We start from the raw sequence: 12,278 nt of genomic DNA, 5'->3' as shown, positions 1-12,278 counted from the left end.
CGAGATGACACAGAAAGTATAATCAATCCGATCGATCGGGTCTGACCACTCAAGCGAACCGGGCCGGAGACCGCGCGGCGATCCCGGCATAGTACGCCGAAGCCGCTCAGGATTTGGGACGTGCCTTGCCGCTGCGCGGGAAGCGCTTGCCGAAATCGGCCGCGATCTCTTCCATCTTGACGAACTTCACGCCCTCGAAGCCCTTCATATAGTCATGGAGCCGTTCGTGCATCTTCAGCACATGCGGCTTGCCCGACACGTCGGGATGGATCGTCAGCGGGAACACGGCATAGTCGTAGTTCTCGTAGACCCAGTCGAACTGGTCGCGCCACATCTGCTCGATATCGCGCGGGTTGACGAAGCCGTGACTGTTGGGCGAGGCCTTGATGAACATCATCGGCGGCAGGTCATCGAGATACCAGGATGCCGGTATCTCGATGAGATCGGTCTCCTCGCCTTGCGAATACGGCTTCATCCAGCTGGATGGATGCTTGGAATAATCGATCTTCGTCCACTGGTCGCCGACCGTCACATAGTAGGGGTGATGGTCGTTATGCATCAGCGAGTGGTCGTAGAGCAGCCCCTTCTGCTTCAAAAGCTCATTTGTTTTCGAGCCGAACTCCCACCAGGGAGCGACATAGCCGCGAGGCGCCTTGCCGCAAAGCTTGGTGATCAGGTCGACGCACTTGTTGAAGATGGCCTCTTCCTGCTCGGGCGACATGGCGATCGGGTTCTCGTGGCTGTAGCCATGCATGCCGATCTCGTGGCCAGCGTCCGCCACTTCCTTCATTTCGTCCCAAAAGCTCTCGATGGAATGACCGGGGATGAACCATGTCGTCTTGATCCCCCACTTTTCGAACATCCGAAGCAGCCGGAGGCTGCCGACCTTGCCTGCGAAGGCGCCGCGAGAGATGTCGCAAGGGCTGTCCTCACCGCCGTAGGAACCCAACCAGCCGGCGACAGCGTCAACGTCCACTCCGTAGGATACAAACATTTCTTTCGGCATCTCTCTTCCTTTCGTTGTTCATGTCCCCGGCCGAAGGGCGTCTAGGGTAGTTGCGAGGGTGGAAGACCGGCCCGGCTTCCCGCCATGCTGATATGTTTGCGCATGTAGTAGTTGGCGCCATCGGGATCGCCCATGGCAATCGCCTCCAGGATGCGATCATGCTCCTGCACCGCGAACAGCAGATTGCCCCGCCGCTCGGTGGGCAGGCGCTGGCTCTCCAGCAGCACGCTCGCGAATGTCTGGTGCATGTCCACCAGCAGCTTGTTGCGCGAGATGCGCATGATGAGGTTGTGGAAATCGAAGTCCGTCTGCGCGTAGGAATTGAGGTCCTTTTCGCGCGCCGCGTTGCGAAAGGCGATCGTGCATTCCTTCAGGTCGGCGATCTCCTGATCGGTATGGGTCAGCGCCGCGAGCTCGGCGGCGTAGGATTCGACGATGTAGCGGAACTGATAGACCTCGCTCAGCGAATAACGCGCCGCGAAGCGCCAGGACGGAGTTGCCGGTGCGCCGGAAGGGTCGGCACAAACGAAGCCCCGCCCTCCCTCGCGCGCAACGATCTCGCCGATGGTGGCGAGGATCGACAGAGCCTCGCGCAGCGTGGCGCGGCTCACATTGAGGTCGCGGGCCAGGTCGCGCTGCGGCGGCAATGTATCGCCTGGTCGCAACCTGCCGTCGCGGATCATCGACTGCAAGGCGGCCACCGTTGCCTGGGCCACACCGCCGCTGGCTTCCCGGCGCTCGCGCCGCAGGTCGGGCGGCTGTAAGGCCGCCGTCTTTCCATCATCACTAAGATTGCGTTTCATCATGGCTAGGCCCCAGCGTCAGCAGGAATTGTCGCCACATAGCTAGAACAAGATACATTTGGATGGAACCATTCAGCCCGCGGTTGATCAGAGCATGACATCGCCGCCGTTCGGATTCATGGTCGCGCCGATGTAGTAAGCGCCCTCCTCCGACGCCAGCAGCACGGCGGTGGGAGCGATTTCGTCGACATGGCCGGCGCGGCCGATCGGCAGTTCGCCGAGCTTGCGCTTCTTCCATTCCTCCGGCAGCGCCTTGAATAGCTCCGTTTCGATCGGGCCGGGACAGATGGCATTCACGGTGATGCCGTCGCGCGCCACCTCATAGGCGAGCGAGCGGGTGAAGCCGATGACACCGGCCTTGGCGGCCGCATAGTGCGCCATTTCCGGCGCGCCCTTGTGACCGAGCTGCGAGGCGATATTGATGATGCGGCCGAACTTGCGGGAAATCATCGGCTTCAGCACCGCGCGCGTGCAAAGAAAGACGCTGCGCAGGTTGACGGCCATCATCTGGTCCCACATGCCGGTGCTCATTTCGGCGACGACGGACGTCGTGTCGATGCCGGCATTGTTGACCAGTATGTCGATATGGCCGAGCGCCGCCTCCACCTTCTTGACGGCTGCCTCGACCTGCGCCTCGTCGCTGACGTCGGCCGCGACGGCGAAGGTCCTTGCACCGAAATCAGCAAGGGCGGAGATGCGCGCCTCGGCGGCCTCGAGTTTCAGGTCGAGAACGGCCACGTCGGCGCCCTCGCGCGCGAAGGCCGTGGCAATCGCGCCACCGATGCCGCGTGCGCCTCCCGTGACCAGTGCTTTCTTTCCAGCGAGACGTCCTGACATGCTTGGTTTCCCATTTCCTGGTTGATTGACTATCGTAGCGAAGACGCGAGACCACCGGGCGCCGGCCGGCCGAGGATGCGTTCGGCTTCCTTCATGAACACGTTGAAGGTGTCGGAGGCCGGCACCGAAGCGGCGACGTCCTTGTGGCGAAAGCAATGGACCGTGTGCCGTTCGCCGACCGTCTCAGCCGGCGGCATCTCACGGCGGCAGCGATCGATGACGAACGGGCAGCGCGATGCCAGGAAGCAGCCCTGGGGCAGATTGATCGGGCTCGGGATCTCGCCTTTGAGGCTGACGCTGCTTTCGATCTTGAGATGCGGATGCGGCAGCATGACCGACGACAGCAAACCACTGGAATAGGGATGTTGCGGGCGATTGAAGACCGTTTCGGCGCTGCCCTGCTCAACGATCATGCCGAGATACATCACCGCGACGCGGTGGCTGATGAAGCGCACCGTGGAGAGGTCGTGGGAGATGAACAGATAGGCGGTGTTGCGTTCGCTCTGGATGCGCCGCAGCAAATCGATGATCTCGGCGCGGGCGGTCGGGTCGAGCGCCGAGGTCGGTTCGTCGAGGACGACGAGTTCGGGCTCCGTGACCATGGCGCGCGCTATGCCGACACGCTGCTGTTGCCCGGAAGGCAGCTCGGAAGGATAGGCGTCGAGCAAGTCGGTATCCAGCCGCACCAGGCGCAAGGCGTCGGCCGTGCGGCGGCGCCTCGTTTCGCGGTCGAGCTTTAGCGGCAGGAGCGGCTCGCAGATCGTGTCGCCGATCTTCATGCGCGGGTCGAGCGACTCGTTCGGTTCCTGGAATACAAGCTGAATCTTGCCAGCCAGCTTGCTCTTGTGTTGATGGCGCTGCGCCAGGTCGGTGCCGCGGAAGCGAATGTTTCCGGCGGTCGGCTCGATCAGGCCGACGATGCAGCGGCCGACCGTGGTCTTGCCTGAGCCACTCTCGCCCACGAGCCCCAGTGTCTCACCCGGCTCGATGGTCAGGCTGACGCCGTTGATCGCCTGTACCACCTGCTTGGAGCCGGCAATGGGGAAGCGCTTGTAGAGGTTGTCGATGGTCAGGACGGCGTTCATGCGTGCCTCACGGGGAAATGGCAGCGGACGAAGTGGCCCGGACCGATCTCGGCGAAAGGTGGCCGCTGTGCGCGGCAAACCGGCTGAGAGATGGGACAGCGGTTGGCATACTGGCAGCCGGTGGGCGGTTCGCGCCGCCGGCCAGTGTCCGGCACGCTCCAGCTGTCGCGCAGCCTGGGGCTATGGGAGAAGGCTGCAAGCAGCATCAATGTGTAGGGATGCGCGGGCGCGAGGAAGAGAGCCTCGCGCGGCGCGATTTCGACGATTTCGCCCGAGAACAGCACAGCGATGCGATTGCAGAAATGCGCGGTGATGCCGACGTCGCGGGTGATGAACAGCATGGCGCTGCCATGCTCCGAGGCAAGCTTGGTCAGCAGGGCCAGGATCTGCGCCTGCACCGTGACGTCGAGTCCGCTGGTGGCGTCATCCGAGATGATAAAGGCCGGGCTGCAGATCAGCGCCATGGCGATGACGACGCGCTGCGCCATGCCGCCGGACAGTTCGTGAGGATAGGCATCCATGCGCCGTTCCGGGTCCGGTATCTGCACGTCGTGCAGGATCTTCAACGCCATGCGCCGCGCCTCCTTGCCGCCGACGCCGAGATGGATCCTCGCCATCGCGGCGATCTGGTCGCCGACCTTGAGCAGCGGATTGAGCTCAGCGCGGGGATTCGGCACCACGACCGAGAGACGGCGGCCGCGAAGACGGCGGAGTTCGGATTCGGACAGGCTGAGGATCTGGCGGCCCTCGAAGTGGACTTCGCCGCCGGCGATGCGGCCCGGCGATGGCGGCAGCCCGAGGATGGAGCGGGCGAGCGTCGTCTTGCCCGCGCCACTCTCACCGACCAGGCCAACGATCTCGCCAGGCTGTACTGCAAGGTCGATGCCCTTCAGCACCGCCTTCGGTTCGGCGCTTCCGGACGGGAACGTCACGCGCAAGTTCCTGATGTCGATCAACGGCGGCTTGTCGCCGCCGGACGCGTTGCGCGTTTTGCTTATGATTTCTGCTGCGCCCAATGACATTCTCACATTAATTGCTGATCCGCGGGTCGAGCAGGAAATAGATGAGGTCGACCGCGATGTAGACGATGAGGGAGAAGATGGCGGAGAAGAGCACAAAGCCCAGAACCGGATAGATGTCCGAATTCAGCACACCTTGCACCGCGTATTGCCCCGCCCCTCCCCACGAGAACACGATCTCGACGAGCACCGCACCGCCGATCAGGAAGCCGTAGAGCACGCTGATAATGGTGACGATCGATGGCAACGCATTGCGCAGCGCATGGCGCACGACAAGGTTCTGCGGCACCCCGCACAAAACTTCAAAGCGGCTGAAATCGGAGTCCAGCATCTTCTCCATCGTCGCCTGCGTCATCTTGAGGATGGGACCGGCATTCAGGAGCCCGAGCGTCATCACCGGCAGGACCAGATGCGCGCAGGCAGACCAGAAGGCCTGCAGGTCGCCGGCGAGAAGCGCGTCGATGGTGAGGGCTCCGGTGACCGGCGCCGGCGGTATGACGATCATGTCGATACGGCCGAGAGGCGCAGGCGCCCAGCCGAGCACGGTATAGAAGATGAAGATCAGCACGAGGGCGAACCAGAAGTCCGGTAGCGCACCGGCACTCAAGCCATAGAGATCGGACAGGCGCGCGATCCAGCCGTTTGGCTTGCGCGCCGCATGGACGCCCAGCGTTACCCCAACGATGATAGCCAGGAGCAGCGAAAGCGTGACGAGTTCGAGGGTCGCCGGGAAGCGCTGAAGCAGATCCTCGAGCACCGGCCGCGTTGTCTGCCAGGAGGTTCCCAGGTCGCCATGCAAGAGATTGCGCACATAGATCAGGAACTGCATGTAGAGAGGCTGGTCGAGCCCGAGCTGCTGGCGCAGTGAGGCGATGGCCGAAGGCGTCGCCGTGGGCCCGAGCATCAGCACAGCGGGGTCACCCGGAATGCTCTTCACCAGCAGGAAGCTCACGAGCACAATGCCCAGCAACTGCGGGATCACGAAAATCAGGCGCTTGGCGAGATAGGCCAGGATGCGCATCAGGCGCCCTCCGCCGGCCGGTCGACCCGGCGGCGATGCTCGCGTGCATCGCTCAGCAGCTGCCGGCGCTTGGACGGATCGGCCAGGACCTCGATGGACGCGCCGACCAACGAGAAGCCGAATACGGTGATCGCGAGCATCGCGCCGGGGAACATGGACGGCCACCACTGGCCGGTCACCACGTTTTGAAAGCCCATGGCGATCATGCTGCCCCATTCAGGTGTCGGCGCGCGCACGCCGGCACCAACGAAGGACAGCGCCGAGGTCAGCAGGATGCCCCAGCCGACATTGACCGATAGCTGCGCCAGCACCGGCGCCATCGCATTGGGAATGATGTGGCGCCGAATGGTCTGCATGTCCGACAGGCCATTGACCTGCGAAGCCTCGACATAGCGCATGGAGCGGATGCTGAGCACCTGCGAGCGCATGAGACGCAAGTAGATCGGCGCATTGACGAAGGCTATGGCCAGAACCACCGTCTGGATGCTCTGACCGAGGCTGGCAACCAGGGCGATGGCGAAGACGAAAATGGGAAATGCCTGCAGCACGTCGGCCGCGCGCATGACGGCGAAGGATAGCCACACGCGAATGCCGCGCCCGCTGCTGTAGAAACCAACAACAGCACCGATCGAGCCGCCAATCAGCGCCGACAGGAGCGTGCCCAGTATCGCGATCGTCAGGTCGATGCGGGGCGCGTAGATGGAACGACTGAAAATATCCATGCCGACATTGTCGGTGCCAAAGAGATGGGTGGCATCCGGCGGCTGCAGGAAGCTGGCCGAATCCGCCTCGGTCGGCGAATAGGGTGCAATGGCCGGCGCGAAGATCGCCAGCAGGGTGATCGCGATGACGATCAGATAGCCGATCGCAAATCTCGGCCGGATGACCGCCAGCCTCAGGAGAAGGCTAAGCTTCGAAGACATCTAAGATCTTTCCGATACACTAACTTGTCCCCGGAGGCGGCAGCCTCCAGGGACAAGACCTCATCAGCCGCGGCTGAAATCCTGGAACCGAAGATTATTGGACGTGTAGTAAGTGTAACCCTTGAGGTTCGCCTTACGCGCCAGCGTGTATTTCGGATAAGCAATGAAGCCCCAGGGCGCTTCGTCCATCAACGTCTTCTGCACCTCCGAGTATTTCTGCTTACGCACATTGTCATCAAGCGTGGCAAGACCGTCCTTGATCATCTGATCGACGCTCTTGTTGTCATAATTGGAATAGTTCACGTAGCTTTCGGAGTTGAAGTAGAGGTAGGTCGAGTAGCCCGGATCCGGCGTCCACGGCGAATCCAGATAGAAGATCATCGGCTTGGCGCGCTTGGTGACGTTCTCGTAAAACACGCCGGCCGGCAGCTTCTCCAACGTCAGCTCCACGCCGATCTGCTTTAGCGCGGTCTGGATCAGCAATGCGATCGGCTCCTGCGTCGGGTCGCCGGCGTTGTAGGACAAGGTGGTCGCCAGGTTCTTGGCGCCTGCCTTGTCAAGAAGCTCCTTGGCCTTGGCAAGATCATAGCCGTACGCGAAGAAGCTTTCATCCGCCATCGGGTAGATATAGGGCATCGGCGCCTTCTGCTCGTCGGCATAGCCGTAGTAGATGGTGCGGATGATCTCGTCGCGCGGGATAGCGAGGTTGATGGCACGGCGCACGTCGACATTATCGAATGGAGCGATCTTGGAGTTGAGCTCCAGCCAGATCATGTAGGACGAATTGACGGCATCCACCGCCACGTTCTGCTGCTTCTTCAGCGCCTCCAGTTCGCGCGGCTGCAGGAACTGTGCGATGTCGACCGCGCCGCCCTGCAGCAGCGAGAAACGACTGGCCGACTGCGGCACTTCGCGCATGATGACGCGCTTCATGAAGGGCTTTTCATCCCAGTAGTCTTCGCGCGCCTCGAACACGGCTTGTTGACCGCGCACGAGCTGGGCAAGGCGATATGGGCCAAAGCCAGCACTATCGTTCTTGAGGAAATTGACCGCCCACGGGTCGTCGGAGCCACCGGCTTCGGCGCATTTGGTGGCGTCGTAGATCGGGTTGGCGAGGTTACACTGCTGCTTGAGAAGCAATGGATTTGGCTGTTCGAGATTGAAGGAGACCGCATAGTCGCCTTCCACCTTGATCTGGTCAGGCGTCTTGAGACCGAGCACCGCGGTCTGGAACAGGCCTTGCCCCTTGAGGTTGAACTTGCGGTCCCAAGTCCATTTTACGTCCTTGGACGTGAACTTGTTGCCCCAGTTGGAGACGACACCCTCGCGTAGCTTGAAGGTCGCCTTGCGGCCATCGGGGGCCACTTCCCAGCTTTCCGCCAACCGGCCGCGCAAGGCGAGGTTGTTCGGCTTGTCGGTATGGACGCCGGTATCCTCCCGCAGCACGCCGGGTGCATTGGGATCATCCATCTTCTCATAGCCAAGCATGTACTCGTAGAGCGCACCGAGGGAATCGATGGAGCCCAGGCTGACGTCGAACTCGATGTCGAGGCCCTGGGGCGTCGCGGGCGCCGCGATCACCAGCGTACTGTTTGCGTCCTGCGCGAAGGCTTCCCCCAAGCGGCCGGTCGATGCAGCAAGTGCGGCGCCGCCGAAGGCGGCAGTCGTTTTCAGGAACTGACGGCGCGTGGGCGCCAACCGAATTCTGGTAAAATCATCAACCATCTCTCGTTCCCCATTGGTTGCGCGAATACGCTTCGTTATCTTTCCGCTTTTGGACAGACCAAAGAGCGTAACTGACATTAATGGACAAATTGGCCTGACCGTCAATCACAAAAAATGCGAAAAATTCGTGCATTTCATGCACAAAAAAATAGCTTCTTGATTTCTTGGTCTGACCAAATTATTCAACGTCGGGTACGGCAGCGAGGAACCGAAATGCGAAAAATCTGTCTGATGACAACAGGAGGGACGATCGCATCCAAGCTGGAAGCCGAGAGCGGACATGTCACCGCAAGCGTCACAGGATCGGAGTTGCGCGCCATGCTGCACGATCCGCTCGATGGCATTGACATCGCCATCGACGAGTTCTGCAACGTCGGCAGCTATGCCATCGACCTCCCGCTCGGCTTTGCACTGGCCCAGCGGATTTCACACCACCTTCAAGGTGACTTCGATGGGGTCGTGGTGACCCACGGGACCGATACGATGGAGGAAAGCGCCTTTTTGGCTGATCTCCTTGTCGCGACTAACAAGCCGATAGTGTTCACCGGCGCACAGCACGCGGCCGATGAGGCGAACCCCGACGGCCCACGCAACCTCACGGATGCCATCCGGCTAGCCGCGTCCGAAACTGCGCGGGGCCTGGGCGCGATGATCTGCTTCGAGCAGGAATTCCATGCTGCGCGTGACGTGAGCAAGTCGCACAGTTCACGCACCGATACCTTCATCTCCTACGAGCACGGCAAGCTCGGGGAAGTGGACGGCGACCGCATCGTATTGCACCGCAAGCCGGTCCTGCGCCGCACCTACGACGCAAAAGGCATTGTCGCTGATGTCGATCTTATCAAGCTGGTCATGGGGATCGGTGACCGCTACATCCGCTTCGCCGCCCAGGATGGTGCCAAGGCCATCATTCTGGAGGGTTTCGGGCGGGGTAACGCGACGCCCGCCGTCACTGCCGCCGCGACGTCGCTTGTCGCCAATGGTACTCCCGTCATCATGACCAGTCGTTGCCAGCGCGGCCGGGTCAAGCCGATTTATGGCAATGGCGGCGGCAAGACACTCTCCGACGGGGGCGTGATCTTTGCCGGCGACTTGAGCGGCCAGAAAGCACGAGTGCTCGTGGCCGTCCTGCTCGGCATGGGCATCGAGGGCGAACGCCTGCGCCAGGAGATCGAATATTTCGGCGGCTGATGCCCGCTCTTCCACCGCCTGATTTCCGTAAGGCGGCCGTCCATCGCCGCCGTCCCATTCCTGCAGCCGAGGAACCATGATGTCAGCAAAGAAGCACAGGATCGCGGTCATTCCCGGTGACGGGATCGGCAAGGAGGTCGTCCCCGAGGGACTTCGTGTACTGGAAGTGGCGGCAAGGCGCTTCGGCATCGACCTACAGCTCGACCATTTCGACTTTGCGTCGTGCGATTACCATGCCAGGCATGGCCGCATGATGCCGGAGGACTGGAAGTCCCGGATCGGAAACCATGATGCCATCTTCTTCGGCGCGGTGGGCTGGCCGGCCATGGTTCCCGACCATATCTCGCTTTGGGGATCGCTGCTGCAGTTTCGCCGCGAGTTCGACCAATACGTCAACCTGCGCCCCGTCCGGTTGATGCCGGGCGTGCCCTCGCCGCTCGCCAACCGCAAGCCCGGCGATATTGATTTCTACGTCGTGCGCGAGAACACCGAGGGCGAATATTCATCTATCGGCGGCCGGATGTATCCGGGCACGGAGCGCGAGATCGTCATCCAGGAAACCGTGATGTCGCGCGTCGGCGTCGATCGCATCCTGCGTTATGCGTTCGATCTGGCGCAGAAGCGTCCGCGCAAGCACCTCACATCGGCCACCAAATCCAACGGCATCTCGATCACCATGCCGTATTGGGACGAGCGCGTCGAGGCGATGGCCGCCCAATACCCGGATGTCTCTTGGGACAAGTACCACATCGATATTCTGGCAGCCCATTTCGTGCTCAATCCGAACCGTTTCGACGTTGTGGTGGCATCGAACCTGTTCGGCGACATTCTCTCGGATCTCGGACCCGCCTGCACCGGCACGATCGGCATCGCCCCGTCGGCCAACATCAACCCGGAACGCCGCTTTCCGTCGCTATTCGAGCCGGTACACGGCTCGGCTCCGGACATCGCCGGGAAAGGCATCGCCAATCCGATCGGACAGATCTGGACGGCCGCCATGATGCTCGACCATCTTGGTCACGAGGAGGCTGGCCGCGCGATCGTGGAAGCCATCGAAGCCACGCTGAAGAGCGAAGCCACCCGCACCGGTGATCTCGGGGGCAAGGCCGATACCGTCACCTGCGGCAAGGCGGTGGCGGAGGCACTCGAAGGATAGGACCAAGCATGCGCATCGTCGACATCAGGGAAAAGACCGTCTCGATCGCCTCCCCCATCGCCAACGCCTATATCGACTTTTCGAAGATGACTTGCTCGGCCGTCGCCGTGATCACCGACGTGGTGCGTGATGGCAAGCCGGTGGTTGGCTACGGCTTCAACTCGAATGGCCGCTACGGGCAGGGCGCGCTGATGCGCGACCGTTTCCTCGCGCGCGTCCTCGAGGCCGATCCCGAAACACTGATCGACCATGAGAACGACAACCTTGACCCGTTCGCCATCTGGAAGACGCTGATGACCAACGAGAAGCCCGGAGGCCACGGCGAACGGTCCGTGGCGGTGGGCACCATCGACATGGCCGTCTGGGATGCCGTCGCCAAGGTCGCCGGCGTCCCGCTGTGGCGCCTGCTGGCGGACCGTTACCGGGCGGGCGTGGCGGACGAGAAAGTTTGGGTCTACGCGGCAGGCGGCTACTATTATCCCGGCAAGGATCACTCGAAGCTTCAGGCGGAGATGCGGGGCTATCTCGACCGCGGCTACAAGGTCGTGAAGATGAAGATCGGCGCGGCGCCCCTGGATGAGGATCTGCGCCGCATCGAGGCCGTGCTGGAGGTGGTCGGTGGGGGCCAGTATCTGGCTGTCGATGCCAACGGACGCTTCGACCTGAAGACCGCCGTCGCCTATGCCAAGGCGATGCAGCCATACGGCCTGTTCTGGTACGAGGAGGCCGGCGATCCGCTGGACTATGCGTTGCAGACGGAACTGGCGAACCACTACGGTGGGCCGATGGCGACAGGCGAGAACCTGTTCTCGCACCAGGATGCGCGCAACCTCTTGCGCTACGGCGGCATGCGGCCCGACCGCGACTATCTTCAGTTCGACTGTGCCCTCTCCTATGGCCTGGTGGAATACCTGCGCACGCTGGAGGTGATGAAGGCGCTTGGCTGGTCGTCACGACGCGTGGTGCCGCATGGTGGACACCAGATGTCGCTCAACATTGCCGCAGGGCTGCATCTGGGCGGCAACGAATCCTATCCCGACGTTTTCCAGCCCTTTGGCGGCTTCGCCGACGACATCGCGGTCGAAGATGGCTATGTCGGGCTACCCGATGTTCCCGGTGTCGGCTTCGAGAAGAAAGCCGAACTGTTCAAGCTGTTCCGACAATTGCACCAGCCGTGAGCGAGACGCCGGCCGTGCCGAACGACAGTTTTCAGCCTGTCAGGACGTTGCACCCGCCTATGGCGTTGCAGACTGCTTCGGTGACTTCGCGCGTCGTCGCCGCAAGATTGGGTGCGGCGACGCCGACAACCGCAACCTCCTTCGAACTCAGTGTGATATCGGCCCTCATAATGGCCATGCGGAGCAATGGCCTGATCATTCTCGGCATCTCGTGCGAGAAGCAGAAGATCATCACCGGCCTAATTCTCATCCTTGCGGTGTTTCTTTCGCTGGAACACGGCAAGATCGGCGTCATCGAGTGATGCGCCTCATGTCCACAATCGCATCGAACCAC

Annotated in this window: 12 protein-coding genes; 4 read left to right on the top strand and 8 right to left on the bottom strand. The window is 61.8% G+C overall.

Annotation, left to right across the window (positions count from 1 at the left end):
- Window positions 1-106 precede the first annotated feature (106 nt).
- The 8 genes from FJ490_RS25290 to FJ490_RS25255 form a co-directional block, all read right to left on the bottom strand.
- The gene (locus FJ490_RS25290; protein WP_140523283.1) at window positions 107-1,006 is read right to left on the bottom strand and encodes a polysaccharide deacetylase; all 900 of its coding nucleotides are present in this window, start codon (window positions 1,004-1,006) and stop codon (window positions 107-109) included.
- Window positions 1,007-1,047: 41 nt separating this feature from the next.
- Window positions 1,048-1,812, bottom strand: coding sequence for a FadR/GntR family transcriptional regulator (locus tag FJ490_RS25285; RefSeq protein ID WP_224656196.1), 765 nt, complete (start codon window positions 1,810-1,812; stop codon window positions 1,048-1,050).
- A gap of 84 nt (window positions 1,813-1,896) precedes the next feature.
- Window positions 1,897-2,646 (bottom strand): 3-oxoacyl-ACP reductase FabG, encoded by a 750-nt coding sequence (gene fabG, locus FJ490_RS25280; protein ID WP_140523280.1) that lies wholly within the window; start codon window positions 2,644-2,646, stop codon window positions 1,897-1,899.
- Window positions 2,647-2,675: 29 nt separating this feature from the next.
- Window positions 2,676-3,731: an ABC transporter ATP-binding protein gene (locus FJ490_RS25275; protein WP_140523278.1), complete on the bottom strand. Its 1,056-nt coding sequence runs from the start codon at window positions 3,729-3,731 to the stop codon at window positions 2,676-2,678.
- Window positions 3,728-4,663, bottom strand: coding sequence for an ABC transporter ATP-binding protein (locus FJ490_RS25270; protein ID WP_181165428.1), 936 nt, complete (start codon window positions 4,661-4,663; stop codon window positions 3,728-3,730). Before FJ490_RS25270 ends, FJ490_RS25275 begins: the two co-directional genes overlap by 4 nt.
- A 97-nt stretch (window positions 4,664-4,760) precedes the next feature.
- Window positions 4,761-5,771 (bottom strand): ABC transporter permease, encoded by a 1,011-nt coding sequence (locus FJ490_RS25265; RefSeq protein ID WP_210239472.1) that lies wholly within the window; start codon window positions 5,769-5,771, stop codon window positions 4,761-4,763.
- Window positions 5,771-6,694, bottom strand: a complete 924-nt coding sequence (locus FJ490_RS25260; RefSeq protein WP_140523273.1) for an ABC transporter permease — start codon at window positions 6,692-6,694, stop codon at window positions 5,771-5,773. The genes FJ490_RS25265 and FJ490_RS25260 overlap by 1 nt, the downstream gene beginning before the upstream one ends.
- Window positions 6,695-6,757: 63 nt before the next feature.
- Window positions 6,758-8,419, bottom strand: coding sequence for an ABC transporter substrate-binding protein (locus tag FJ490_RS25255; RefSeq protein WP_140560030.1), 1,662 nt, complete (start codon window positions 8,417-8,419; stop codon window positions 6,758-6,760).
- Window positions 8,420-8,632: 213 nt separating this feature from the next.
- On the opposite strand from FJ490_RS25255, the gene FJ490_RS25250 reads away from it, so the two are divergent.
- The 4 genes from FJ490_RS25250 to FJ490_RS25235 all read left to right on the top strand — a co-directional run bounded on the left by FJ490_RS25250 (window position 8,633) and on the right by FJ490_RS25235 (window position 12,246).
- Window positions 8,633-9,610, top strand: coding sequence for an asparaginase (locus FJ490_RS25250; RefSeq protein ID WP_140523267.1), 978 nt, complete (start codon window positions 8,633-8,635; stop codon window positions 9,608-9,610).
- 79 nt (window positions 9,611-9,689) lie between these two features.
- Window positions 9,690-10,766, top strand: coding sequence for a tartrate dehydrogenase (locus FJ490_RS25245; protein WP_140523264.1), 1,077 nt, complete (start codon window positions 9,690-9,692; stop codon window positions 10,764-10,766).
- Window positions 10,767-10,774: 8 nt separating this feature from the next.
- Window positions 10,775-11,944: a mandelate racemase/muconate lactonizing enzyme family protein gene (locus tag FJ490_RS25240; RefSeq protein ID WP_140523261.1), complete on the top strand. Its 1,170-nt coding sequence runs from the start codon at window positions 10,775-10,777 to the stop codon at window positions 11,942-11,944.
- Complete coding sequence (locus FJ490_RS25235) at window positions 11,941-12,246, top strand: hypothetical protein (RefSeq protein ID WP_140527984.1); 306 nt, start codon at window positions 11,941-11,943, stop codon at window positions 12,244-12,246. Before FJ490_RS25240 ends, FJ490_RS25235 begins: the two co-directional genes overlap by 4 nt.
- The last annotated feature ends 32 nt before the right edge of the window (window positions 12,247-12,278 follow it).

Source organism: Mesorhizobium sp. B2-5-11, from assembly GCF_006440835.1.
In the GTDB taxonomy this organism is placed as follows: Bacteria; Pseudomonadota; Alphaproteobacteria; order Rhizobiales; family Rhizobiaceae; genus Mesorhizobium.
Note: the sequence above shows the minus strand (reverse complement) of the source record. Positions and strands in the feature narration are given on the sequence as shown.